Raw genomic sequence first — 25,915 nt, 5'->3', positions numbered from 1 at the left:
GTGACGTTTATGTTGAATGAAGAACGAGTAAAACTTATGGTGCAGCTTGCTTCCTACGAACAAAAAGAAGGAAAAGAAGATTTTAAGGTGAGTTCTTACTATAAGAAAGATTATGTGAGCTTTCATAGGCTGGCGACAATGATCTGGACGACAATCGGATATGCGATGGTTGCCGGACTGATTGGAATTGCATATATGGATCAGGTTTTAGAAGAACTGACGTTGGTAAAAGCAATTATTTTAGTAGCAGTGATTTTGATAATCTATGTGATTGTGTTAGTCGCATATTGGATAGCGAGCGGGCGGTTTTATCAGAAAAAGCATAGTGAAGCCAGAACTCGCGTGAAAAAATATAGCCATAATCTGTTAGTGTTAAACAAGCTTTACGAGAAGGAGAATATGTAGATGGATCGTTTGATTGAGGTGAGAGAGACTATACTGAGACTATATGCGAGATATTCTAAAATTGTGGATAAAGGAGTTCAGTTTATTTTAGCGTTGGCAACTTTTATGTTTATCAGCAGTAACATTGGGTTTATGAAGATTTCAGCGAATCCGATGGTCACACTTGGTCTTGCAGTGATTTGTACATTTTTGCCGATTACAGCGACAGTGGTAGTGGCTGTGGCACTTACAGTTGTACAGTTTTATGCGTTGTCCGTGGGTGTGGCTGCGGTGGCAGCAGTGATTTTTTTAATCATGTTTATTTTGTATTTCCGATTTACGCCGGATAAGGCGATTGTTCTATTATTGATGCCGATTGCGTTCACACTGAAGATACCGATGCTGATACCGATTGTATACGGATTGACAGGAGGACCTTTATGTGCAGTTCCGATTGCATTTGGAACGATTGCGTGTTATATGGTTACATATGTAAAAGCGTATGAGACAACGATAAAAGGAGCAGGGGATTCAGAGATGTTTGCCCAACTCACCGCTTTTGCGCAACAGTTATTTAACAATAAGGAGATGTGGACTGCGATTATTGCATTTGTGATCTGCTTACTTGTAGTATATAGTGTGAGAAAATTATCAGTTGATAATGCGTGGAAGATTGCGATTGTTTCAGGCGCACTTGTATATGTGATCGTAGTGGTGATCGGAAGAGTCACGATGCATGTAGATGTTCCGTATGTGGCGGTTATTATTGGGACAATTGTTTCGATATTATTGGCGCTTGTGTTAGAGTTTTTTGCATTTGCGGTTGACTATTCAAGAACAGAGAATCTTCAATTTGAAGATGATGAGTATTTTTATTATGTAAAAGCAGTCCCGAAAGTGACGGTGACTGCACCTGAGAAAACGGTAAAACGAATTAATGAACGTCAGGAGACGTCGCGGATGGATGAGTTGAAGCAGGAAAAAATCCTGAAGAACCAGACCGACGAGATGCTTCTTACGAAAGCGTTGCAAGAAGAACTTGAGATTCAAGAATTACTAGAAGAAGAATTAAAACATTAGTAAAAAAGATGTGAAAGAGATGGAGGTGAGAAAATGGGACAGAAATTACAGAATTTCTTTGAAATATATTTTAAAGAGTTGTATTTCCCGAAAATACAGGTGACAGATGTTGTTGAGATTATTATTATTGCATTTTTGGTTTATCAGTTGATGGTGTGGATCAAACATACGAAAGCATGGATGCTTTTGCGGGGAATTATTGTTCTGCTTGTCTTTATTTTACTCGCGGCTATCTTCAAGATGCACACAATTCTGTGGATTGCAACGAATTCCATCAGCGTCCTGGCAACAGCAGCAGTTGTCGTGTTTCAGCCGGAGCTGCGAAGAGCGTTGGAGCGTCTCGGGCAAAAAGATTTTTGGATTGCAGTAGTTCCGTTTGAACGAAGCAAAGAATCAGGAAGGTTTGATGATAAGACGATCGATGCACTTGTGACGGCATGTTATGAGATGGGAAAGGTAAAGACCGGAGCATTGATTGTGGTAGAGCAAGAGATTATGCTTACAGAGTATCAGAATACAGGTATTGAGTTGGACTGTCTGGTATCCAGTCAGGTGCTGATTAATATCTTCGAACATAATACACCGCTTCATGACGGAGCAGTTATTGTGAGAGGTAATCGAATTGTCTCGGCAACATGTTATCTGCCGTTGTCTGATAATATGGGACTTAGCAAAGAGCTTGGAACGAGACATAGAGCAGCGGTAGGAATGAGTGAAGTGAGCGATGCGCTTGTGATTACAGTTTCAGAGGAGACTGGATATGTATCTATAGCAATGGGAGGACACCTTACACGGAATGTGAAGCCGGAATTCTTAAGAGAGAAGCTTGTCCATGTACAGAATAAATCTTTGGAAGAAAAACGGTCTATGATATGGAAAGGAAGGCGAAAGAATGAAAAACAAACTGACAAATAATTTTGTCCTAAAGTTCATAGCACTCCTTTTTTCAGCGCTTTTGTGGCTTATTGTGATGAATATTTCGAGACCGATTGTCACAAAGACGTTTTATCCGGAGATCACAGTCGCAAACCCGGAGGTGGTAACAGAGCATGGGCAGACCTTTAAAATTGCGGATGATGTAAAGCAGATTGCAGTTACAGTGAAGGCAGAACGTTCGATTATGGAAAAAATCAAGACGGAGGATATTAAGGCGGTTGCAGATTTAAAAGAAGAGCAATCAGGTTCTGTTCCGGTAAGAATTACCATAGAAGGTTTTGAAGGAGATTACAAGGAGGCATTACCTAATCCGAGAAATATTCAGATTGTGAAAGAAAATATCGAAAATAAGACATTTCCGGTTACGGCGATTGCGACAGGAGATTTGCAAAGTGGTTATGTGATAGGTGAGCTGGAAGCAGAACCACAGTCCATTGATATCAGTGGTCCAAAGTCATCACTTGGAAGAATCAGTAAAGTGGTTGCGAGAGTAGATGTGTCGGGGTTGTCGGAAGATACAACCTTAAAGGCGGATGAACTGATCTATTATGATTCAGCGGACAATGTTATAGATAAAAGCTTGCTATCCAGCGATGTGGACAGCAGTGGTGTGAATATTAAAGTGCATTTGCTGGAGACAAAGGAAGTGGAGTTGAAGTTTGACCAATCAGAGATTGGAACTGAAAGCGGGTATGCAGTGTCAGGACTTCAGATCGAACCTCAGCGTATTACGATTATGGGAAATCGCGAAGACGTGGAAAAGATAGATGACATAGAGGTTGCAAGCAGTGCGCTCAAACAGGAAAATCTTACAGAGACGACAAAGGTTGTGGTGAATATTACAGATTATCTTCCGGACGGAATTAGTTTGGCAGACAGTTCGGCGGGAAGCGTAGTGGTAAATATTCTGGTTGAAAAAGAAGGAATCAAAAATATTGCAATTCCGGTACGGTCGATAGCGGTAAACAATTTGCCGGAAGGCATGGAACTTTCATATGGTCCGGAGCAAAATGTAGAATTGCAGTTTGAAGGACTTGATGAAGCATTAGAAAATATGTCTGCAGAGAAGATTGCGGCATCTATTGATTTGAAAAGTTACAGTGAAGAAGGAACCTATGATGTTCCGGTTACAATAGCGAGTCTTCCGGAAGGATGCAGTTTTGTCGGAGGCGCCACGATACAGGTTATTTTGACAAAAAAATAAAATGAGAGGAGCTAAGAGAATGGTACGAAGAAAATTGACAATCAATAATCCAACAGGTCTTCATTTGAGACCTGCCGGGCTGTTTTGCAAGACTGCAATGCAGTTCCAAAGTAAAATTACATTTCTTTCCAAGAATACAACTGCCAATGCCAAGAGTGTGTTGAGCGTATTGGGTGCTTGTATAAAAAAAGGTGATGTGATTGAGTTAATTTGTGAAGGTGAAGATGAAGAAAAAGCTATGCAAGAGATGGCGAGAATCGTAGAAGAAGGGCTTGGCGAATAGCGAACAGGAGGAAGAAGATGGCAAAAGCAACGTTAGTAATTATGGCAGCAGGTATTGGAAGTCGTTTTGGCGGAGGAATTAAACAGTTGGAACCAGTAGGACCAAATGGCGAGATCATTATGGATTATTCTATCTATGACGCTATGGAAGCTGGGTTTGATAAGGTTGTATTTGTTATCCGCAAGGATTTAGAAAAAGATTTTAAAGAAGTGATTGGAAACAGGATTGAAAAAGTTGTAGAGGTCGCTTATGCATATCAAGAGATTTCGGATATTCCAGAAGAATTTAAAGGAAAATATGCTGACAGAGCAAAACCTTGGGGAACCGGTCAGGCAATTCTTTGCTGTAAAGATGTTGTGAGTGAACCGTTTTTAGTAATTAATGCAGATGATTATTACGGAAAAGAAGCTTATGTGGAGGCGTATAATCATCTGATTCAGGAGCAGGAAAGAAATGATAAACTTCAGGTGAGTATGGTTGGATTTGTCCTGGGAAATACTTTGAGTGAAAATGGCGGAGTGACAAGAGGAATCTGTAAAGTGGATGAAAATCATATGCTGACAGATATTGTTGAGACTTCCAATATTGAAAAGACGGAAAAAGGAGCTGCTGTTCGCACGGAAGATGGAATGGTAGAAGTTGATGTACATTCTCCTGTTTCTATGAATATGTGGGGATTACATCCCGAGTTTTTTGAAGTACTTGAGAAGGGATTTCGAGAATTTTTATCAAAGGTTGAAGAAAATAGCTTAAAAGCAGAATACCTTTTACCTACAATTGTTGGAGATTTATTGGCGGATGGAAGCGCAGATGTAAAAGTATTGCGTTCACACGACAAGTGGTTTGGAGTGACTTACAAAGAGGATAAAGCGGCGGTGGTCGCTTCTGTGCGTGCGCTTGTAGATGGCGGTGTGTATCCGGAAAAGTTGTTTTAGAAAATTCATTTCGGGGAGTCCCCGAGTCTGATTGTCGGCAAGTTTAGCAGTTCTGGCTAAGCTTGCCGATGAATGAAAATAAGTCGATGCCGTTTCGGGCAAATATTCAAAAAAGAGAAACAGAGGAATTCTATAGATAGAAGAAAAAAGACAATATTATGCTTTTTTGTTGAAAAATGTAGGAAGATATAGTAAATTGGAACTGAATATAATTAATTAGGAGGTGAAAAAGTGAAAAGAAAAATAGTAGTGGTACTATTTGCTGTGATGTTGGCTTTTTCTGGTTGTAGCAAAGGGGAGACAAGTCAGCCGGAAAAGGAACCAGAGAAAAATGAGAGCGTAAAAGATGATGCAGAAGAGGAATTAGAGAATGGCACAGATAAAATAGAGCAGAAATTAGGAGTCTATTATATAGACGAAACAACAGGAGAAATTACTAGAGATGAGGTGACTGTGGCAGGAGAGTTACAGGAAGTAATTGTTGCCAAATTAAAAGAAGCATCTGTATTATCTGAAACTTGTGAGGTTCAAAGTGTTTCTGTGAATGATTCCGAAGAGAAGATTGATTTAGATGTTAATACAGCATTTGGTGATTATCTAAGAGGAATGGGGACGACCGGTTCGGAACAGGTACTAGAATGTGTTGTTAGGACATACTCAGAGGCGTATGATTGTGATGGAGTTAAAATTACAGAAAACGGAAATCCGCTTGATACAGGACATGCCGTTTTGGAAGGATATATCAGCTATGATTAGGTGAGAGTGAAGAGGAAAAAAAGATGAAAAGCATAAGAAAAAGGTTTGTGGCAATTATTCTGCTTGCAGTGATGGTGTTTTCTGATTTTCAGATGAGCACATCATTGGCAATGGACAATAGTTCGGCGGTAGAAGAAACAGAAGTAGCTGAAACAGACGCGGCCAATACAGTAAAAGCAGAAAACAGATTGAATTATATTTTGGTAGAAAGTCCCTATTTGGAATCACCGAACACACAAAACATTGTTGTGTCTTGGGGAGATGGAACAGAACAGATAAGCAATATGCGGATTACTGTGCAAAAAGAAGATGGTTCAACAGAAGAATGGACATGCAGTAATCAGTCTGGATATCTGTATGTGTTCTCGAAAGAATATGTGGATGAAAGTGAGCAGAGCACATATAAGGTAACAGACATCAGATTTGAGGAAAATCAGCAAGAACAATGTTTTTTATTAACTGACTTAAATGTAGAAGCAGAATTTGGAGTGAACAAAGCATACGATGGGATTGAAGAATTGCAGCCGTTGGATCCGGAAGATGCAGTGGAGACATCGATAGTAACGATTGACGAAAATGGAGAAACTGAGGCACAGGATAATATTGCATCAGCGTTAACTGCCGTTTCAGAAGAGATGGGAGCAGTGGCGGGAATAAGAAGCGCAGAAAAAGCGGGTGAGATTGTCGTGGCGCTGGATCCTGGACATGATAACAGACATGGCGGGACAAGTGGGTCAGGTCTGACAGAACAAGAATTGACTTTAAAAATAGCGAAGTATGCAAAGGCAGAATTAGAGACATATAATGGTGTGAAAGTTTATATGACAAGAACAACTGCAGCGTGTCCTTATCCGAAAACGGGAACTTCGGGAGCTTGTATTGAGAAAAGAGTACAGGCAGCAGCAGAGGCAGGAGCAAAAATATATGTAAGTCTTCATTTGAATTCAGGAGCTGCCAGCGCAAATGGTGCAGAAATTATTATCCCGAATAGTAGTTGGAAACCACAATTGTCAACGCAGGGAAAAGAACTTGCAGAGAAAATATTAAATGAACTGACAGCAGTTGGTTTAAACAAACGTCCGACACCGATTTACAGCAAAGATACTACTGTCAATGAGAAATATCCAGATGGTTCTATTTCAGATTATTATTCAGTTCAAATCTGTGCGAAAGAAGCTGGAATACCGGGAATTATTGTGGAACATGCTTTCTTGAGCAATGCAAATGATGTGAACAAGTTCTTGAAAACTGAGGCAGGATTAAAGAAGCTCGGTGTTGCAGATGCAACTGGAATCGCAAAGTACTTGGGACTGAGTAAAGGACAGTGGGTTCAGGTTGGAGATAAGTGGAAATATCTAACGAATGGGAAGTACGTAGTAAACCAGTGGATGAATATTTCAGGAGAAACATACTATTTCGATGGAAATGGATATCGGGTAACAGGATGGCAGACAATAGCCGGAAAGAAATATTACTTTATGTCAGATGGTCATATGCACACCGGCTGGTTATCGTTTGGGAGTCGATATTATTATATGATGCCGGATGGCCATATGCACACCGGTTGGCTATCGTTTGGAAGTACCTACTATTATTTGAATAGTGAGGGGATAAGAGTAACGGGCTGGCAGACGATAGATGGACAAAGATATTATTTTATGCCAGATGGGACGAGGTACAGCAATGGTTGGTTATCGTTTGGAAGCACCTATTATTATATGATGCCGGATGGCCATATGCACACTGGTTGGCTGTCGTTTGGAAGTACCTACTATTATTTGAATAGTGAGGGGATAAGAGTAACGGGCTGGCAGACAATAGAAGGAAAAGAATATTATTTTGACCAAAATGGAGTAAGGAAAGATAATATAAAAAAGAGTGGCTGGCAGACAATAAATGGGAAGAAATATTACTTTGATAAAAATGGAGAGTATGTAACAGGCTGGCAGACGATAGCCGGAAAGAAATATTACTTTATGTCAGATGGTCATATGCACACCGGCTGGTTATCATTCGGGAGTCGGTATTATTATATGATGCCGGATGGCTATATGCATACCGGTTGGTTATCATTTGGAAGTACCTATTATTATATGAATGATGAAGGGTTGCGTGTAACAGGCTGGCAGACGATAGCCGGAAAGAAATACTATTTTATGCCGGATGGAACAAGATATAGTAATGGATGGCTATCATTTGGAAGTACTTATTATTATATGATGCCGGATGGTCATATGCATACAGGTTGGCTGTCGTTTGGAAGTACCTACTATTATTTAAATAGTGAGGGGATAAGAGTAACAGGCTGGCAGACGATAGCCGGAAAAGAATATTATTTTGACCAAAATGGAGTAAGGAAAGATAATATAAAAAGGAGTGGCTGGCAGACAATAAATGGGAAGAAATATTACTTTGATAAAAATGGAGAGTATGTAACCGGTTGGCAGACGATAGCCGGAAAGAAATATTACTTTATGTCAGATGGTCATATGCACACCGGCTGGTTATCATTCGGGAGTCGATATTATTATATGATGCCGGATGGCTATATGCATACCGGTTGGTTATCATTTGGAAGTACCTATTATTATATGAATGATGAAGGGTTGCGGGTAACAGGATGGCAGACGATAGCCGGAAAGAAATACTATTTTATGCCGGATGGAACGAGATATAGTAACGGTTGGTTATCATTTGGAAGTACTTATTATTATATGATGCCGGATGGTCATATGCACACCGGTTGGCTGTCGTTTGGAAGTACTTACTATTATTTAAATAGTAATGGAGTAAGAGTAACTGGCTGGCAGACGATAGATGGAGAAGAGTACTATTTTGATAAAAATGGAGTCAGACAAGAAGGATATTTGATTGAAGGTACAAGTGCTGTAACTGCAAACAGTCTGGCTATGTACTTTAAAAGAAAAAATGGTGTTTATCCAATTTTTTATAAAAATTCTGATGCACCAACGATAGAAAAGTTTTGCCAAATCTATGTAGAAGAAGCAAAGGCAGAAGGTATCAAAGTAGAAGTCGCATTTATGCAAGCTATGGTTGAAACGGGCTGGTTGAAATTTGGCGGAGCAGTACAGATTTCTCAGTATAATTTCGCTGGTATTGGTGCTTTAGATGGCGGTGCACAAGGAGCAACGTTTAAAACTGTAAGAGAAGGTGTCAGGGCGCAGATACAACATTTAAAAGCCTATGCGAATGAAAAGCCACTCAATAATACACAGGTTGATCCAAGGTTCCATTTGGTAAAACGAGGATCAGCAAAATATGTAGAATGGTTAGGGCAGAAAGAGAACCCAAATGGATATGGTTGGGCAACAGCGGAAGATTATGGGTATAAAATCCTTCGATTGATAAAAGAATTATAGTATATAGGATAAAATGGAGATGTATTTTTACATCTCCGTTTTCATATAGAAAAACTTAAGAAGATAGATATTGTATAAAAGAGCTAAATCTGATATTATAATAAAGTATGTAAAAAAATTGTAAGAATTTGCAATAAAATTGTAAAGAGGGAGTAGTATGAAAAATATAATAAACTGGAGAAGCTCAAGAACAAGAATGTTTATGCTGTTTATCGTAGATGTATTGACCATTGTTGTGAATGCATATTTGTCTTTGATTATCAGACATGAGCTGCACTATAGCTGGATACCACAGGAATATATTAACAGTATCAAGAGCTATATGCTGATTAACATTATCACAACAATTGTGATCTTTATCTTGATGAAACTATATAAGAGTGTATGGTCATTTGCGAGTGTGCATGAATTTACGCTTATTTTTGGAGCCTGTATTTTGTCGACCGCATTTCAGGCATTGGGAATGCAGTTCTTAGTATTGAAAGTGCCGAGAAGTTACTATATCTTTTATTTCTTCTTGCTATTGATGACAACAACTGTCACAAGATTTTCATATAGAGGGCTTCGTATTGTGATGCACGGTTTAAACAGACCGGAAGAAAGAATTTTAAATACGATGGTCATTGGAGCCGGAGAAGCTGGAAGCATGATTATTCATGAGTTGAAATTCAGCAAACATTTGAACCGCAAGGTTGTATGTGTCATTGATGATAATCCATCAAAAAAAGGAAAATATCTACACGGTGTTCCGATTGTGGGCAATAAAGATACGATCACTGAGAAAGCCAAGGAATATAACGTGGACGAAATTGTATTGGCAATTCCTTCAGCAGGGACAAAAGTCACAAGAGACATTTTGAGAATTTGCAATCAGACAGAATGTAAATTGAAAGTGCTTCCGGGAATGTATCAGTTTATTACAGAAGAAGTCAGCGTTTCAAAACTTCGTGAAGTTTCGATTGAGGATCTGCTTGGAAGAGATGCAATTGATATTGATTTAGACAGTGTTCTTGGATATGTAAAAGGAAAAACAGTTCTTGTTACAGGTGGCGGTGGCTCTATCGGAAGCGAACTTTGCCGACAGGTGGCAAAATATAATCCGAAATGTTTGATTATATTTGATATCTATGAAAATAATGCATATGATATTCAACAGGAATTGAAAAAGAAATATCCGATGCTGCATTTAGAGACATTGATTGGTTCTGTAAGAAATACAAAGCGTATCGAGAGTGTTATGGAATTATACCGGCCGGATATTGTATATCATGCAGCAGCGCATAAGCATGTACCGCTTATGGAAGACAGCCCAAATGAAGCGATTAAAAACAATGTATTTGGAACGTATAAGACAGCACGTGCGGCGGACAAGTATGGTGTGAAGAAATTTGTTTTAATTTCTACAGATAAAGCTGTAAATCCGACAAATATCATGGGCGCATCTAAGAGAATGTGTGAGATGATTATTCAGACATTTAGTAGATATTCTAATACAGAGTTTGTAGCGGTTCGATTTGGAAACGTGCTTGGAAGTAATGGAAGTGTAATTCCACTGTTTAAAAAGCAGATGGCAGCTGGCGGACCGGTGACGGTCACTCATCCAGATATCATTCGTTATTTTATGACAATTCCAGAGGCTGTTTCACTTGTGCTTCAGGCAGGGGCATATGCGAAAGGTGGAGAAATCTTTGTGCTGGATATGGGAGAGCCGGTTAAGATTGCGGATCTTGCAAAGAATTTGATCCGTCTTTCTGGTTATACTTTAGGTGTAGACATGGAAATTAAATATACAGGACTTCGCCCAGGAGAAAAATTGTACGAAGAGCTTCTGACAAAAGAAGAAGGTTTACAAAAAACAGAAAACGAATTAATATATATAGGAAAGCCATTGGAATTTGACGAGGTTCATTTCTTGAGTGAATTGAGAAAGTTAGAGCAGGCAGCAATTGATGAACGGTTTGATGTAAAAGAAATTGTTTCTGGTATTGTGCCGACATATCATATCAGAGAAGAAGATAAAGAACGTGATTCTGCAATCTATCAGGAATTTTGCAAGCTTGGAAGAGCGAGTCATGAAGGACCAGTCATGGAGGAGTAGTTATGAGTAAAATGAATATATTATTTTCACCGCCGGATATCACGGAGGAAGAGATCGAAGAAGTAGTCGATACACTGAAAAGCGGATGGATTACAACCGGTCCCAAAACAAAGTTGTTTGAGCAGAACATTGCAAAGTTTTGCAATACAAGCAAAGCGGTGTGCTTGAATTCTGCAACAGCGTGTGCAGAGATGGCATTGCGTGTTCTGGGGATAGGACCAGGAGATGAGGTAATTACAAGCGCCTACACCTACACTGCATCTGCTAGTGTTGTCTGTCATGTGGGAGCAAAATTAGTTTTGGTAGATACGCAGAAAGATTCGTATGAGATGGATTATGAGGCGTTAGAAGAAGCTATTACAGAAAAAACAAAAGCAATTATTCCGGTCGACATAGCCGGAGTAATCTGCGATTACGAAAAAATATATGAGATTATAGAGAGAAAGAAGAGTTTGTTTCAGGCGAGCAGCGAACTGCAGGGAAAATTAGGACGTATTGCAGTAGTTGCAGATGCAGCACATGCGTTTGGCGCAATGCGTGATGGAAAACATTGCGGAGAAATTGCTGATTTTACAAGCTTTTCTTTTCATGCCGTGAAGAACCTTACGACAGCGGAAGGTGGAGCCTTAGTGTGGAGAGATATAGGCGGTGTGGATAATGATGCGCTGTATAAACAGTTTATGCTGTTATCACTGCATGGTCAGTCTAAAGATGCGTTGGCAAAAACACAGCTTGGCGCGTGGGAATATGATATTGTGGCGCCTTATTTTAAATGCAACATGACGGATATTATGGCTTCATTAGGACTTGTGCAGTTGAAAAGATATCCGGGAATTTTGGAGAGAAGAAAGGCGCTTATTGAAAAATATAATGAGGGCTTAAAAGATCTTCCGATTACTGTGCTGCAGCATTATGGAGAAAATTTTGTTTCAAGCGGACATCTGTATTTGGTACGAGTGAACGGAAAGACAAGACAGGAGTGCAATGACATTATTATAAAGATGGCAGAGTGTGGAATCGCTACGAATGTACATTATAAGCCGTTGCCAATGTTGACAGCATATAAGAGTCTGGGATTTGATAAGGCAGATTATCCGAATGCGTGCGATTTGTTTGAAAATGCAATTACCTTGCCGCTTCATACGAAATTGACTGATGAAGAAGTGGATTATGTAATTCAAAATTTTAAAGAATGTATAGAATAGGAATTAAGTAGATCATGAGAAAATGGAATGACCTTCCGAAAGAAATGCAAGTGGAACAAGTAAAAAAATATTATGAAATACTGCAATGCCATAAGGGAAGTTTGCTGGCAAAACGAATTTTTGATATCATAGTTGCGAGTCTGCTTGTCGTAATTCTTTCACCGATATTACTTTTTCTGAGTATTTTGATCAAAATAGATTCACCGGGACCGGTGATGTTTCGTCAGGTAAGAGTGACAACATATGGAAAACCGTTTCGTATCTTTAAATTCCGCACAATGGTAAATAATGCGGATAAGATCGGAACACAGGTAACAACAAAGGGAGATTCCAGAGTAACTCGTATGGGAAAGATGCTTAGAGGTTGTCGATTGGATGAGTTGCCACAGCTTTTTAATGTGTTAAAAGGTGAGATGTCTTTTGTTGGGACAAGACCGGAAGTAGAAAAATATGTTGCACATTATACAGATGAGATGAAAGCAACTCTGCTTATGCCGGCTGGAATAACCTCAAGAGCAAGTATAGAGTATAAAGATGAGGAACGATTGCTTGAGTCGGCAGAGAATGCAGATGAGGTATATATCCATCAGGTGCTGCCGGAGAAGATGAAGTATAATTTAAGAGCAATTGAAAAATTCAGTTTTTGGGATGATATAAAAACAATGTTTGCCACTGTGATAGCAGTGATAAAATAGTAGAGGAGAACGACACGCATGAATGTATGGATTGTTAATCATTATGCAATTCCACCGAGTATGGGAGGATTAGTAAGACATTATTATTTTTCGAAATATCTACAGAAAAATGGTCATACAGTAAAAATATTTACTTCCAGTAAGATACACAATACGGACATTAATATGATTCGTGATAAATCGCTTTATAAAGAAGAGATAGTGGACGGAATTGAGTACACGTTTGTGAAAAGCAGAGATTACAGAGGGAATGGTTTGCAAAGAATACTGAATATGGTTGAATTGCCGTTTCAAATGTGGAAAACAATGAAGCTTTTTTTCAAAAAAGAAAAACCCGATGTAATCTACACTTCGTCACCGGATTTGTTTGTGGCATTTTTTGCGTTGGTGTTTGGTCGAAAGAAAAAAATTCCAGTTGTTGTGGAAGTCCGAGATCTTTGGCCGGAGTCGATTGTAGAGTATAATGGCATGTCCAGAAAAAATCCGATTATTCAGATACTTTATCAGTTGGAAAAGTGGATTTATAAGAAGGCGGACAGATTGATTTTTACTATGCCAGGAGGCAAGGAGTATATTAAAGATAAAGGCTGGGATAAAGCAATAGATTTACGAAAAGTACACCATATTAACAATGGAGTAGATTTAGAGGAGTTTGAATACAATAAACGAAACAATCATGTTTGTGATGAAGATTTAGAGTCAAATGATAAAAAAATAGTTTATGTGGGTTCGATCCGCCTTGCAAATAACTTGGGACAATTAATAAAAGCTGCAAAGATTCTAAAAGAGAAGCATAGAGACGATATTAAATTTTTGATATATGGTGACGGGACTGAGAAGGAGCAACTGGAGAAATTTGCTTGCGAAGAAAAGTTAAATGTAGTGTTCAAAGGGAAGGTTGAGAAAAAATATATACCATATATATTGAGTAAGGCAGATGTAAATATTATCAATGTGAAAAATACCGGATTGACGAAATATGGGTGTAGTTGGAATAAACTTTTTGAGTATATTGCAAGTGAGAATCCAATAGTTTGTAATTTCCCACAGAAATATGACTTGATAAATGAGTATCATTTAGGAAAGAGTGAAAAGTTTGCATCTAGCAGAGATTATGCAAAAAGGCTCAAAGAGTTGGTAGACATTACTGAGGAAGAAAGAAGAGTTGTCCGTGAGAATGCAAAGCAACTGAAGAAAGAATATGATTATCAATATCTGACAACGTGTTTGGAAAAAATATTCAGTAATGTAGTAGGAGAAAAATGATGAAGATACTTTTTTTATCGGCTGCGAACAGCATACATACTGTCAAATGGATAAATGCACTAGCGAGTAGGGGACATGAAGTTTATTTGGTATATAATAAAGGGCATGAGCCAAAGATGGATCAAATAAATAAAAATATACATCAGCACCAGTTGAAATATAAGGGTGGAGTAGGATATTATTTGAATGCGAAAGAATTGCGAAAACTGAAGAAAGAGATTTCGCCGGATATAATAAATGTTCATTATGCAAGTGGATATGGAACATTGGCCAGAAAAAGCAAATTGTGCCCAATATTATTGTCGGTATGGGGAAGTGACGTATATGATTTTCCAAATAAAAGTTTTGTCAATAAAAGTATTCTAAAAAAGAATGTTCTTCATGCGAAGAAAATCGCATCTACTAGCAATTGTATGGCAAACGAACTTAGAGACGTTTTGAAAATGCCTAAATTACAAATAGGGATTACACCATTTGGAGTTGACTTAGAGAAATTTAAAGGTTGCACGGAAGAAAAAGAAAAGAAAAATCATAAGATTTTGATAGGAACAATAAAAACGTTGAAACCTTTGTATGGAATTGCAGAGCTAATAAAGGCAGTAAAGATTTTAAGTGAAAATTTGGTAAAAGACGGATACGAAGAAATTTGTAAACAATTGCAGGTGGAAATCTATGGAGATGGACCACAAAAAGAAGAACTAGAAAAACTAATTCAAGAACTTTCATTAGAGAATGTGATATACTTAAAAGGTCAGATCCCAAACAAAGATGTACCTCAAGTGCTATCCCAATTTGATGTTTTTTGTGCAACAAGCTTTAAAGAAAGCTTTGGAGTGGCTGTGGTAGAAGCGATGGCTATGAGCCTTCCGGTTGTAGTGACAGATACAGACGGTTTTAAAGAGGTTGTTGCAGATGGCGAGAATGGTTATATTGTTCCAATAGGAAATGAAAAGGCGATTGCATTGAAATTACAAGAATTGATTATAGATAGAAAAAAAAGAGAATGCATGGGAAAAGCTGGAAGAAAACGAGTAGAGGAATTGTATGATTGGGAAAAGAATGTTGATACAATGGAAAAATTATATGAAGAAGTGAGAGTGAAAAAAGAGTGAAAGAAAAAAGATGTATTTTTCATATTCCCAATTATATAGATAAGACTAGCAAGTCGGGGTCAAGTGTCAGACCACAAATGATGATAAAAGCATTTGAAGAGATAGGCTACCATGTCGACTATGTAATGGGATATGGAAAAGAAAGAAAATCACAGATTGAAAAAATAAAACGAAATATTAGAAATGGGGTTAAATACGAATTTTTATATGCTGAGAATTCAACAACACCAACATTGCTGACAGAAAAAAATCATATTCCCAAGTATCCATTTTTAGATTTTGGTTTTTTTAAATTTTGTAAAAAATATGGAATTAAGATTGGGCTTTTTTATCGAGATGTCTATTGGAAATTTCCACTATATAAGCAGGGAGTTTCATTTGGGAAAAGAATGGTTACATTGCCAATGTTTTATTATGACTTGAAAAAATACAAAAGGTATGTGGATATATTGTATCTTCCTTCCAAAAGAATGAAGAAATATGTTGATATTCCAATTATATGCAAGGAATTACCGCCAGGTTGTGAGGCGAGAACTTTGAATGAAGAGGAACACTGTAAGAAAAAGGTAAATCAAAAACTGAATATTTTTTATGTTGGTGGAATTAGTGGACTATATAATTTGACAAAATTGTTTCAAGTTGTAAAGGAATTACCATTTGTGAAGTTAGTTGTTTGTTGTAGAGAAAATGAGTGGAAAGAACATAAAGCAGGTTACTCCCGTTACTTGAATGATAGAGTGGAAATTATTCATAAATCGGGGGAAGAGTTGGAGAAATATTATGCAGAAACGGATATTTGTTCATTGTTCTTTGAAAGTGAAGAATATAGAAGTTTTGCAATGCCAATTAAACTTTTCGAATATTTAGGTCATAAAAAACCAGTTATTGCAACTGAAAATACAGCGGCAGGAGAGTTTGTACGAGAAAATGCAGTTGGGTGGGAAGTTCCGTATAGTGAAGAAGATTTAAGAAATCTATTAAAAGAGATAAACGAGAATAAACAAACTCTTGAAAAAATGGAAAATAATATTTGTAATACATTAGAGAAAAACACTTGGAAAGCAAGAGCTTATCAAGTTGAAAAAGATTTAAGTGGTAAGAATAACTATTAGGAGGAAATAAAAATGAAACAGCAGTTATTAAAAAAAATCGAGGAAAAATCAATTACAGTAGGTGTAGTAGGATTAGGTTACGTAGGATTACCGCTTGCGGTAGAAAAAGCGAAAGCAGGATTTAAAACAATCGGTTTTGATGTACAAGATGAAAAAGTAAAATTAGTAAATGAAGGACACAACTATATTGGTGATGTTGTTGATAGTGATTTGAAAGAATTAGTAGAGAGTAAAATGCTTACAGCAACAACAGACTTTAGCTTTGTAAAAGATGTTGATTTTGTTGCTATCTGTGTGCCAACACCATTGGATACACATCAACAGCCAGATATCAGCTATGTGAAATCTTCAACAGAGGCAATTTCAAAATATTTAACAAAAGGAACAATGGTTGTGTTAGAATCTACAACATACCCGGGAACAACAGAAGAATTAATTAAACCAATTTTAGAAGAAGGTTCAGGATTAAAATGTGGAGAGGACTTTTATTTAGGATTCTCGCCAGAACGTGTTGATCCAGGTAATTTGATCTATAAAACAAAGAACACACCAAAAGTAGTAGGAGCAATTGGAAAAGATGCTACAGAAGTAATTGCAACAATGTACAGAGCGGTACTGGAAGGCGATGTTTACGAAGTATCTTCACCAGCAATTGCTGAAATGGAGAAAATTTTAGAAAATACATACAGAAACATCAATATCGGTTTGGTAAATGAATTGACAATGCTTTGTAATAAACTGGGAATCAGCATGTGGGAAGTAGTGGATGCTGCGAAGACAAAACCATACGGATTCCAGGCATTTTATCCAGGTCCAGGACTTGGTGGACACTGTATCCCATTAGATCCATATTATTTGTCATGGAAAGCAAGAGAGTATGGATTCCATACATCTATGATTGAGAACTCTATGATGATCAATGACCAAATGCCAGAATATTGTGTAGAACGTGCAAGTAAAATTTTAAATCGTCATGGGAAAGCGATGAACGGAGCAAAAGTTCTAGTTGTGGGTGTTGCTTACAAACAAGACATAGACGATTATCGTGAAAGTCCAGCACTTCGTGTAATTGAAGTTTTAAAACGTGAGATGGCTAATGTCGAATTTTATGATCCATGGATTTCAGAATACAAATATAAAGGAGAAAAATACCAAGGATTGAAAGATATCACTCCGGAAGTAATTGCTTCTTATGATCTGGTTATGATTACAGCAGCACATACAAATGTGGACTATGATATGATTCAAAAGAATGCAGTTGCTATTTTTGATACAAAAAATGTGATGAAAAATATTGAGAACAGAGAAAATATTGAAGTATTATAGGAGAAAAGAATATGAAAATAGTTACGATTGTAGGGGCAAGACCGCAATTCGTAAAAGCGGCAGCAGTCTCGAGAGTAATACGAAAAGAACATACAGAGATTTTAGTTCATACAGGACAACACTATGATAATAATATGTCAGATGTGTTTTTTGAGGAATTGCATATTCCAAAACCAGACATCAATCTTGGTGTCGGTTCTGGAACGCATGCGAAGCAAACAGCGGAAATGATGGTTGGGATTGAAGAAATCTTGTTGAATGAAAAGCCGGACTATTTATTAGTATATGGCGATACAAATTCAACACTTGCGGGTGCTATTACAGCTTCTAAAATTCATATACCAATTATTCATGTGGAGGCAGGACTTCGTTCTTTTAATATGCGTATGCCGGAAGAGCAAAACCGCATTTTGACAGACCGAATTTCTACATTACTGTTATGTCCTACAAATGTAGCTGTTGAGAATTTGAGAAAAGAAGGTTTGACTGAGGGCGTGCACAATGTCGGTGATGTTATGTGTGATGCGGTTTTATATTATTCAAAAATGTTGGATGAAAAACCGGCAGATTATTATTTTGCACATTTAGAAGGGCTATTTGGAGAAATTACACCTGTCAAAGAATGGTATTTGTCAACAATTCATCGAGCGGAAAATACAGATTCGATTGAGAAAATAAAAGAGATATTAGATGCTTTTGAACAGTTAGATGCACCTGTTATTTTTCCAGTTCATCCTAGGACAAAAGGACTGGTTCGTGAAGTCAAAGAGACACATGGCTATAAAAATACTCTTTTTGTAGAGCCGATGGGATATTTGGATATGTTATATTTTGTGAAAAATGCGAAAAAAGCGGTTACAGATTCAGGAGGCCTTCAGAAAGAGACATATATATTGGGGACACCATGCGTAACCGTTCGTGATCAGACGGAATGGGTGGAGACATTAGTTGGCAATCACAACATTTTGGCAAAACCAGACGCAAAAGATATTGTGGATAAAGTTATGAATACTGTAATTGATTATGATAAAAAGGAAGCATACTATGGAAATGGCAATGCGGCTGAGAAAATTTGTAAGTTGATTAGATAGTGAACTGAATTGAAAATCATGGGAGAACAAAATATGTATGGTTGGGTTATTGCAAAAAACATAGATATTAGCTTTCTAGATGAATCTAATACAAAACAGTATTTTGTGGATGGGTATAATATCTTTGTGAATGTGATGAACAAGTTTGAAAAGGATACCGTGTTTAGGTTTGAAAAAGGAAAAATTTGTTTGTTGGATGGGGTTATACTGAATAAAAAAGAATTGTTAGAAGAAAAACGAGAAAGTATATGGCAGAAGTTGTTTGAAAAACTTGTCTTACAAGAAAATTTTCCGAGTGTTTTAAGGGGATGTTTTAATGGGGGTATATATGATGGGAACAAAAAGGTATTTACAGTATATACGAATCATGTAGGAGACAGACCAGTATATTATTATTTTCATAAAGATAAAATGCTTATTTCCTCAAATTATAATTACATGTTAAAAGTTTTAAAATACAATAGTATATCTTTAACAGCAGATGAGATGGCGGTAAAATGTATGCTCACATATGGCTATATGTTAGAAGATATTACTTTTTGTAAAGAGATTCATCGTTTGTTACCAGGAACGAAATTAAACATAATTGGTAATAATGCAGAGCGATATGAAATCATTCGTTATTATCAAATTAGCAATAAAGAAAATCTTTCCATGACAGAAGATGAAGCGATAGAGTTGGTTGATCAAAGTTTCCGGAAAGCAGTTAAAAGGGAATTTGAAAAAGATAAGGAATATGGTTATAAACATTTGGTAGATTTAAGTGGCGGTTTAGATAGCAGAATGGTCAGTTGGGTAGCAAATGACATGGGCTATAAAGAACAACTAAATATATCATACTGTAAAGAAGGATATTACGATGAAAAAATTTCTAAAGAGATTGCTAAGTATTTAAACCATGAGTATATATTTAAATATTTAGATGATAAAAAATTTTTATATGATATTGAAGAAATTACAGATAAAAATTTCTGTGCAGCAACATATTTTGGAATTACTGGAGGAAACCGGTTGCTTAAGTCATTAAATATGAAAATATTTGGCTTGGAGCATACAGGACAATTAGGGGATGCCTTATTATCAACTTATTATCAAGAAAAAGAGGAAAACTTTTCAGTGCCAAAGTTTGGAGAAAAGGGGTATTCAAATTATTTTGAGTGTGAGTTTGATGAGTCAATATTAAAGAAACATAAAAATAAAGAGGTTTTTGCTATTTATGAAAGAGGTTTTTTAGGAGTATGTTCGACTCATTTTATAAGACAAAATTATACAGAAGTGTCTTCACCGTTTTTGGATATTGACTTTATGGATATGTGTCTTACAATTCCGTTTGAATTAAGAAAAAATCACAATCTTTATTTGAAATGGATTGAAAAAAAATACCCAGATGCTTTGCATTTTGTTTGGGAGAAAACAAGAGTAAAAATGACAAAGTGCTGGCAGATAAGAAGTAAGATTAAATTGATTGGAGTAAAGATAAAGCATATCATTGAAAAGTATGTTATGAAAAAGCAGTATACAGATACAATGAATCCGTTTGAATATTGGTATAGTCAAGATGAAAAAATAAGAGAGTTTTTAAATACTTACTACAGGGAAAACGAAGAATATCTTATGCAATTGGAAAACAATGACATAAGTCAGATAAAGAACATGTTCGAGCATTCAAATGCTATAGATAAAATGTTAGTATTAACAGCAATAGCAGGAGTAAAAAAAATATATGTCAAGTAAAAAGCAAGAATTAATGAGTAAGATAAGATGGATTATAGATAAAGGTGCAGTACATATATTAGGTACCAATGTTGTAAACAAAGTATTATCTTTTTTTACCAATATTTTTATAGTTCGATTTTTAACAAAGTCCGAGTACGGGATATTTGGATATGCAAATAATATTATCAGTTTTTTCCTTTTAGTTAGTGGTTTGGGCATGCTTAGTGGAGTATTGCAGTATGGATCTGAAAATCGGTCGGAGGAAGAAAAAAAACTATACTTTAAATATGGAATGAATTTTGGTTTGATAATCAACGGAATTTTGGCACTTTTAGTATTTCTTTATGTGAAATGGGTTCCAGTTGCTATTGGTGGAACCCAAAAATATATCTTATTAATGTGTCTAGTGCCTTTGTTAGATTATGTATTTAACTATTTGTGCACAATTTTGCGATGTAGAAAAGAAAACAAGAAATACGCTTTAATGCTGAATATCAATACAGTTACATATTTTGTTAGTTCTTGTGCAGGTGCATTTCTGTTCGGAATTTCGGGAGTTATTATAGGGAGATATATTGCCTATATGATTAGTATTGTTCAAGGAGTTATTTTTTGTAACTATAAAGAGATCATATCATATAAGAGTGAACAGTTAAATGTAAAACAAAAAGTGGGAATTATCAAGTATTCTATTATCTGCTGTATGAGCAATGCTTTGTCACAGATTTTGTACTTACTGGATGTTTATCTAATAGGAGTGTATATACAGGATTCTCAGGTAATTGCATCTTATAAGGCGGCTACATTAATTCCATCAGCATTGACTTTTATACCATTAGGGATTATAACATTTATATATCCGTATTTTGCAGAGAACAATTTGAATTATAACTGGCTTAAAGAAAAGATGATTGTACTTTTTAAAGTGTTAGCAGCAGTGAACGGTGCCATTTCTCTTGGTTTGATTATATTGGCTCCATGGATTATTAAGTTATTGTGGGGAGCAGAATATATGGATAGCCTGGCATCTTTTAGAATCCTAGCATTTAATTATTTCCTTTCGGGCACATTTAGAATTCCAGCAGGGAACATATTAGCGATGTTGAAAAATGTCAAGGTGAATTTAATTGTCAGTGTATTGGCAGGTACGGCAAATATCTTTTTGGATATCTTTTTAATTCAGCGTATGGGATCAGAAGGAGCTGCACTTGCAACGGTATTAGTTGTTATGATATCAGTTGTAATTTCAATGCCGGCTTTATTGTACAAAGTGAAAAGTTTAAAAAAGGAGAACTAATATTATGAAATATGCACTTATTGGATGTGGACGTATTTCCACAAATCATGTAAAAGCAGTTATCAACAACAAGTTAGAGTTTGTAGCAGTGTGTGATGTTGTACCGGAACATATGGAAGAGGTATTAGCGAAGCATGATTTGCAAAATGATACAAGTATCAAACGATATACAGACTATAAAAAGTTAGTGGAAGAAAATGAACTTGATCTTGTGGGAATTGCCACAGAGAGTGGCATTCATGCAGAAATCGCTTTATATTGTATTGAGCATAATATCAATGTGATTATTGAAAAACCTATGGCAATGAGCATTGAAGATGCAGATAAGATTATTAAACTTTCTGAAGAGAAAGGTGTTAAGGTATCTGCATGTCATCAGAATCGTTTTAATATTGCAGTTCAGGAAATGCGAAAAGCGTTAGAAGCAGGAAGATTTGGAAAGTTATCTCATGGTTCTATTCATGTGCGTTGGAACAGAAACGAGAATTATTATACACAGGCGCCATGGAGAGGAACATGGTCTCAGGACGGTGGAGCGCTTATGAACCAGTGTATTCACGGAATTGACTTGCTTCGCTGGATGCTGGGAAATGAGATTGACAAAGTATATGGTGTGACAAAACAGCAGTTCCATGACTATTTAGAGGCAGAAGATATCGGTATGGCAGTTGTAAAATTTAAAAATGGAGCAGTTGCTACAATTGAAGGAACAACGAATGTGTATCCTCAAAATTTAGAGGAGACATTATATCTGTTTGGAGAGACAGGAACTGTAAAATTAGGCGGAAAATCAACAAATAATATTGATGTATGGAATTTTGCAGATGAGACAGAAGAAGATCAGGCAAACAAAGGCTTGGAGGAAGCAACAAGTAATGTATATGGAAACGGACATACAAGTCTTTATGCAGATGTGATCGATGCGATTGAAAATGACAGAGCGCCATATGTAGATGCATATGCAGGAAGAAATGCATTGGAACTTGTGTTAGCTATTTATAAGAGTCAGAAAGAAGGAAAAGCGGTAAAATTACCATTAGATAAATTCGCAAGTGTAGATATGACAGGAGAGTTTTAAAATGAGTGAATATTTTGTACATGAGAGCAGTTATGTTGATGAGAACGTAAAAATTGGACAGGGTACAAAAATTTGGCATTTTTCACACATTCAAAGTGGAGCAGTTATTGGTAATAACTGCTCCTTTGGTCAAAATGTGAATGTATCCAATAATGTAAAAATCGGAAATGGAGTAAAGGTTCAAAACAACGTCGCAATCTATGAAGGAGTTGAATTGGAAGACTATGTATTTTGTGGACCATCAATGGTATTTACCAATGATCTGACTCCGAGAGCCAAGTATCCGAAAGGAAGCGTTGGATATAAAAAAACGTTGTTAAAAGAAGGAGCAACAGTAGGGGCAAATGCGACAATTGTATGTGGACATACAATTGGAAAGTGGGCGATGATCGCGGCAGGAGCAGTTGTTACAAAAGATGTTCCAGACTATGCATTGATGGCAGGAGTACCGGCAAAACAAATTGGATGGGTTTGTGAATGTGGAGAGGTATTGCATGAAAATACAACATGCTCAAAGTGTGGAAGAAAATATGAAACAAATGATGAAAAACTTTACGAAGTGACAGAAGGGAAGTAGAATATGCAGTTTAGAGATTTGAAAGCACAGTATGAAGCATTAAAGAGTGATATTGATGCGGCAATGACACAAGTGGCATCTGATTGTAATTTTATTAGCGGAAAACAGGTAAGTGATTTAGAGACAGAATTGGCAGAGTATGTCGGTGTGAAACACTGTATTACATGTGGAAATGGAACAGATGCACTGACTATGATGATGATGGCGTGGAATATCAAAGAAGGAGATGCTGTCTTTGTTCCTGATTTTACCTTTTTCGCTTCCGGAGAGGTGGTGTCTTTTGAAGGCGCAACACCTGTATTTTATGATGTGTGCCAAGATACATTTAATGCAGATGCAGAATCATTAGAAAAAGCAATCAAAGCGGTAATTGAAGAAGGAAAGTTAACACCGAGAGCAATTATTGCAGTTGATTTATTTGGACAACCTGCAGATTACGTAACATTGGAAGCATTAGCGAAAAAATATGATTTGCTTTTATTAGAAGATGGAGCACAAGGATTTGGCGGAATGATCGGTGAAAGAAGAGCGTGCAGCTTTGGTGATGCAGCAACGACATCATTTTTCCCGGCAAAACCACTAGGATGCTACGGTGATGGTGGTGCTATCTTTACAAATGATGATGAGGTGGCAGAGTATTTAAAATCAATTCGTGTACATGGAAAGGGCTCTTTCAAATATGATAATGTTCGTATTGGATGGAACTCAAGATTAGACACGATTCAGGCAGCTATTTTGCAAGTGAAATTGAAAGCGTTTAAAGAATACGAATTAGATGCGGTCAATAAAGTTGCAGATCAATATACAGAATTGTTAAAGGATATTGTGAAGACACCTGTGGTTCCTTCTAAGATGTATTCCAGCTGGGCTCAATACACACTGCAATTAGATTCGGAAGAAGAAAGAGATGCATTACAAGCATATTTAAAAGACCAAGGAATTCCAACAATGGTTTATTATCCAAAACCGATGCACAAACAACAGGCTTTTGCAGGAAATAAAGAATATGTGGAGTGTCCGATTACAGAAAAATTATGTAAAACAGTCTTGTCTCTTCCGATGCATCCATATATGAAAGATGAAGATTTTGAAAAAATTTGTAGTGAAGTCAGGAAGAGGATGTCATAAATGGCAAAACGATTGTTTATGATTACTAAAAATTTTCCCTATGGTTCTGGAGAATCTTTTATCGAAAGCGAGATTCAAGTTGCAGCTAAAAAATTTGAAGAAATCATTATTTTAGTTTATAGGGCAAATTTAAAGGAAAAAGAGAGAATAGTGCCTAAAAATGTTAAGGTAATTCCATTATGTGATTGGTCTAAATATAAAAAAATTTGTTTTTATATAAAATTAATTCCGAGTTTATTTTCGAAAGAACTGAGAGAAGAATTGAAAAAGCATAAAACAATGTTTGAGAAAAGAAGAAGTTTATCATTTCATTTAGAAACATTGTTAAAAGAGCATCAGGCAGTTCTGAAAATAAGAGAGATTTTTCAACAAGAAGATTTTATTATATATTCATATTGGTTTTCAGATACAGTATATTTAGCTTATCGATTATTGAAGCGATTTGATTTGTTAGGGAAAAGAATTTTTGTGAGCAGAGCGCATGGATATGATTTGTACAAAGAACGGAATAACGGAGAAGAATTTCCGTTTAGAAAAAGAATATTTGAAAATATATCAAAAGTATATCCTTGCTCTGAACAAGGGGAAAAATATTTGCAAAAAGAATATCAACAGTTTTCTTGTAAAATCGAAAAAAAATATTTGGGAGTTATGATAATTTCCAATTCAGATAAGAAAAAGAAAGAAAAATTTCACATTGTAACATGTTCGAATATTATTCCACTAAAAAGGGTTATTCGTTTGGCAGAAGCATTAAAAATAATACAGGAAGAAAATCCTGAGATTACAAAACAAATACAATGGACATGCTTTGGAAGCGGCTCAAGCGAAGAGGAACTAAAAGAGTTTTGTCACAAATATTTGTCATCAATTAAAATTCAATTTAGAGGAAATGTGAAAAATGAAGAAGTGTTAAGATTTTATGAGACAACAAATGTAGATTTGTTTGTGAATCTCAGTACAACAGAAGGGTTGCCGGTTTCTATTATGGAAGCAATGGCTCATAGGATACCTGCGATAGCAACAGAAGTTGGAGGAACTCCGGAAATTGTAATAGATGGTACAAATGGAGTTTTATTATCGAGTGATTTTTCAAATGAGCAGCTTGTAAATGCGATTAAAAAAATTTATTTTTTAGATGTGAAACATAAAGAAAAAATCAATGAGAACGCATACGAAACGAGTAGAAAATATTTTGATGCAGAAAAAAATTACAATGATTTTTATGATGAGATTCTAAATCTGAATTGAAGAAT

Annotated in this window: 22 protein-coding genes; all 22 read left to right on the top strand. The window is 36.4% G+C overall.

Annotation, left to right across the window (positions count from 1 at the left end; genetic code table 11):
* Positions 1–9 precede the first annotated feature (9 nt).
* The gene (locus AC6I5B_RS13410) at positions 10–405 is read left to right on the top strand and encodes a hypothetical protein (protein WP_004611177.1); all 396 of its coding nucleotides are present in this window, start codon (positions 10–12) and stop codon (positions 403–405) included.
* Complete coding sequence (locus AC6I5B_RS13405) at positions 406–1,464, top strand: hypothetical protein (protein ID WP_004611176.1); 1,059 nt, start codon at positions 406–408, stop codon at positions 1,462–1,464. It begins immediately after the preceding gene.
* Positions 1,465–1,497: 33 nt separating this feature from the next.
* A complete protein-coding gene (cdaA, locus tag AC6I5B_RS13400) occupies positions 1,498–2,379 on the top strand; it encodes a diadenylate cyclase CdaA (protein WP_117787673.1) in 882 nt (293 codons plus the stop codon).
* Positions 2,357–3,604 carry a CdaR family protein gene (locus AC6I5B_RS13395; protein WP_004611174.1) on the top strand — a complete coding sequence of 416 codons (1,248 nt, stop codon included), beginning with the start codon at positions 2,357–2,359 and terminating at the stop codon, positions 3,602–3,604. Before cdaA ends, AC6I5B_RS13395 begins: the two co-directional genes overlap by 23 nt.
* 19 nt (positions 3,605–3,623) lie before the next feature.
* Positions 3,624–3,887, top strand: a complete 264-nt coding sequence (locus tag AC6I5B_RS13390; protein WP_022251092.1) for an HPr family phosphocarrier protein — start codon at positions 3,624–3,626, stop codon at positions 3,885–3,887.
* A 17-nt stretch (positions 3,888–3,904) separates the two neighbouring features.
* The gene (locus tag AC6I5B_RS13385; RefSeq protein WP_004611172.1) at positions 3,905–4,822 is read left to right on the top strand and encodes a nucleotidyltransferase family protein; all 918 of its coding nucleotides are present in this window, start codon (positions 3,905–3,907) and stop codon (positions 4,820–4,822) included.
* A 231-nt stretch (positions 4,823–5,053) separates the two neighbouring features.
* Positions 5,054–5,578: a GerMN domain-containing protein gene (locus AC6I5B_RS13380; protein ID WP_022251091.1), complete on the top strand. Its 525-nt coding sequence runs from the start codon at positions 5,054–5,056 to the stop codon at positions 5,576–5,578.
* Positions 5,579–5,601: 23 nt separating this feature from the next.
* Complete coding sequence (locus AC6I5B_RS13375; protein ID WP_004611169.1) at positions 5,602–8,958, top strand: N-acetylmuramoyl-L-alanine amidase; 3,357 nt, start codon at positions 5,602–5,604, stop codon at positions 8,956–8,958.
* Between the two features lie 157 nt (positions 8,959–9,115).
* On the top strand, positions 9,116–11,056 hold the full coding sequence (locus tag AC6I5B_RS13370; RefSeq protein ID WP_044986507.1) for a polysaccharide biosynthesis protein: 1,941 nt from the start codon (positions 9,116–9,118) through the stop codon (positions 11,054–11,056).
* A gap of 11 nt (positions 11,057–11,067) precedes the next feature.
* Entirely contained in the window at positions 11,068–12,261 is a 1,194-nt protein-coding gene (locus AC6I5B_RS13365; protein ID WP_044986549.1) for a DegT/DnrJ/EryC1/StrS family aminotransferase, read from the top strand.
* 14 nt (positions 12,262–12,275) lie between these two features.
* A complete protein-coding gene (locus AC6I5B_RS13360; protein ID WP_004611166.1) occupies positions 12,276–12,956 on the top strand; it encodes a sugar transferase in 681 nt (226 codons plus the stop codon).
* 18 nt (positions 12,957–12,974) lie between these two features.
* Positions 12,975–14,222 (top strand): glycosyltransferase family 4 protein, encoded by a 1,248-nt coding sequence (locus AC6I5B_RS13355; protein ID WP_144167177.1) that lies wholly within the window; start codon positions 12,975–12,977, stop codon positions 14,220–14,222.
* On the top strand, positions 14,219–15,334 hold the full coding sequence (locus AC6I5B_RS13350; protein WP_004611164.1) for a glycosyltransferase: 1,116 nt from the start codon (positions 14,219–14,221) through the stop codon (positions 15,332–15,334). The genes AC6I5B_RS13355 and AC6I5B_RS13350 overlap by 4 nt, the downstream gene beginning before the upstream one ends.
* Before the next feature lie 77 nt (positions 15,335–15,411).
* Positions 15,412–16,446, top strand: coding sequence for a glycosyltransferase (locus AC6I5B_RS13345; protein WP_083864332.1), 1,035 nt, complete (start codon positions 15,412–15,414; stop codon positions 16,444–16,446).
* A 12-nt stretch (positions 16,447–16,458) separates the two neighbouring features.
* On the top strand, positions 16,459–17,772 hold the full coding sequence (locus AC6I5B_RS13340; protein WP_004611162.1) for a nucleotide sugar dehydrogenase: 1,314 nt from the start codon (positions 16,459–16,461) through the stop codon (positions 17,770–17,772).
* Between the two features lie 11 nt (positions 17,773–17,783).
* Positions 17,784–18,863, top strand: a complete 1,080-nt coding sequence (wecB, locus tag AC6I5B_RS13335) for a non-hydrolyzing UDP-N-acetylglucosamine 2-epimerase (protein ID WP_004611161.1) — start codon at positions 17,784–17,786, stop codon at positions 18,861–18,863.
* A gap of 33 nt (positions 18,864–18,896) precedes the next feature.
* Positions 18,897–20,597, top strand: a complete 1,701-nt coding sequence (locus AC6I5B_RS13330) for an asparagine synthase-related protein (protein WP_022251087.1) — start codon at positions 18,897–18,899, stop codon at positions 20,595–20,597.
* The gene (locus tag AC6I5B_RS13325) at positions 20,587–21,876 is read left to right on the top strand and encodes an oligosaccharide flippase family protein (protein ID WP_004611159.1); all 1,290 of its coding nucleotides are present in this window, start codon (positions 20,587–20,589) and stop codon (positions 21,874–21,876) included. The genes AC6I5B_RS13330 and AC6I5B_RS13325 overlap by 11 nt, the downstream gene beginning before the upstream one ends.
* Before the next feature lie 4 nt (positions 21,877–21,880).
* Positions 21,881–22,954: a Gfo/Idh/MocA family protein gene (locus tag AC6I5B_RS13320; RefSeq protein WP_497773392.1), complete on the top strand. Its 1,074-nt coding sequence runs from the start codon at positions 21,881–21,883 to the stop codon at positions 22,952–22,954.
* A 1-nt stretch (position 22,955) separates the two neighbouring features.
* On the top strand, positions 22,956–23,531 hold the full coding sequence (locus AC6I5B_RS13315) for an acyltransferase (RefSeq protein ID WP_004611157.1): 576 nt from the start codon (positions 22,956–22,958) through the stop codon (positions 23,529–23,531).
* Positions 23,532–23,534: 3 nt separating this feature from the next.
* Positions 23,535–24,659: a DegT/DnrJ/EryC1/StrS family aminotransferase gene (locus tag AC6I5B_RS13310; RefSeq protein WP_144167174.1), complete on the top strand. Its 1,125-nt coding sequence runs from the start codon at positions 23,535–23,537 to the stop codon at positions 24,657–24,659.
* Positions 24,660–25,910: a glycosyltransferase gene (locus AC6I5B_RS13305; RefSeq protein WP_004611155.1), complete on the top strand. Its 1,251-nt coding sequence runs from the start codon at positions 24,660–24,662 to the stop codon at positions 25,908–25,910. It abuts the gene before it with no gap.
* Positions 25,911–25,915: the final 5 nt, after the last annotated feature.

It is taken from the genome of Faecalimonas nexilis, assembly GCF_059731825.1.
The sequence above is the reverse complement of the archived record's forward strand: the minus strand, read 5'-3'. Positions and strand labels throughout refer to the sequence as shown.

Bases quoted from the DNA above. Each gene is read 5' to 3' on its own strand.
- AC6I5B_RS13355 (WP_144167177.1), top strand. From the start codon at position 12,975: ATGAATGTATGGATTGTTAATCATTATGCAATTCCACCGAGTATGGGA.
- AC6I5B_RS13395 (WP_004611174.1), top strand. From the start codon at position 2,357: ATGAAAAACAAACTGACAAATAATTTTGTCCTAAAGTTCATAGCACTC.
- AC6I5B_RS13390 (WP_022251092.1), top strand. From the start codon at position 3,624: ATGGTACGAAGAAAATTGACAATCAATAATCCAACAGGTCTTCATTTG.
- AC6I5B_RS13320 (WP_497773392.1), top strand. From the start codon at position 21,881: ATGAAATATGCACTTATTGGATGTGGACGTATTTCCACAAATCATGTA.
- AC6I5B_RS13340 (WP_004611162.1), top strand. From the start codon at position 16,459: ATGAAACAGCAGTTATTAAAAAAAATCGAGGAAAAATCAATTACAGTA.
- AC6I5B_RS13305 (WP_004611155.1), top strand. From the start codon at position 24,660: ATGGCAAAACGATTGTTTATGATTACTAAAAATTTTCCCTATGGTTCT.
- AC6I5B_RS13410 (WP_004611177.1), top strand. From the start codon at position 10: ATGTTGAATGAAGAACGAGTAAAACTTATGGTGCAGCTTGCTTCCTAC.
- AC6I5B_RS13330 (WP_022251087.1), top strand. From the start codon at position 18,897: ATGTATGGTTGGGTTATTGCAAAAAACATAGATATTAGCTTTCTAGAT.
- AC6I5B_RS13365 (WP_044986549.1), top strand. From the start codon at position 11,068: ATGAATATATTATTTTCACCGCCGGATATCACGGAGGAAGAGATCGAA.
- AC6I5B_RS13370 (WP_044986507.1), top strand. From the start codon at position 9,116: ATGAAAAATATAATAAACTGGAGAAGCTCAAGAACAAGAATGTTTATG.
- AC6I5B_RS13375 (WP_004611169.1), top strand. From the start codon at position 5,602: ATGAAAAGCATAAGAAAAAGGTTTGTGGCAATTATTCTGCTTGCAGTG.
- AC6I5B_RS13315 (WP_004611157.1), top strand. From the start codon at position 22,956: ATGAGTGAATATTTTGTACATGAGAGCAGTTATGTTGATGAGAACGTA.
- AC6I5B_RS13350 (WP_004611164.1), top strand. From the start codon at position 14,219: ATGATGAAGATACTTTTTTTATCGGCTGCGAACAGCATACATACTGTC.
- AC6I5B_RS13310 (WP_144167174.1), top strand. From the start codon at position 23,535: ATGCAGTTTAGAGATTTGAAAGCACAGTATGAAGCATTAAAGAGTGAT.
- AC6I5B_RS13405 (WP_004611176.1), top strand. From the start codon at position 406: ATGGATCGTTTGATTGAGGTGAGAGAGACTATACTGAGACTATATGCG.
- AC6I5B_RS13360 (WP_004611166.1), top strand. From the start codon at position 12,276: ATGAGAAAATGGAATGACCTTCCGAAAGAAATGCAAGTGGAACAAGTA.
- AC6I5B_RS13325 (WP_004611159.1), top strand. From the start codon at position 20,587: ATGTCAAGTAAAAAGCAAGAATTAATGAGTAAGATAAGATGGATTATA.
- wecB (WP_004611161.1), top strand. From the start codon at position 17,784: ATGAAAATAGTTACGATTGTAGGGGCAAGACCGCAATTCGTAAAAGCG.
- AC6I5B_RS13345 (WP_083864332.1), top strand. From the start codon at position 15,412: ATGATGATAAAAGCATTTGAAGAGATAGGCTACCATGTCGACTATGTA.
- cdaA (WP_117787673.1), top strand. From the start codon at position 1,498: ATGGGACAGAAATTACAGAATTTCTTTGAAATATATTTTAAAGAGTTG.
- AC6I5B_RS13385 (WP_004611172.1), top strand. From the start codon at position 3,905: ATGGCAAAAGCAACGTTAGTAATTATGGCAGCAGGTATTGGAAGTCGT.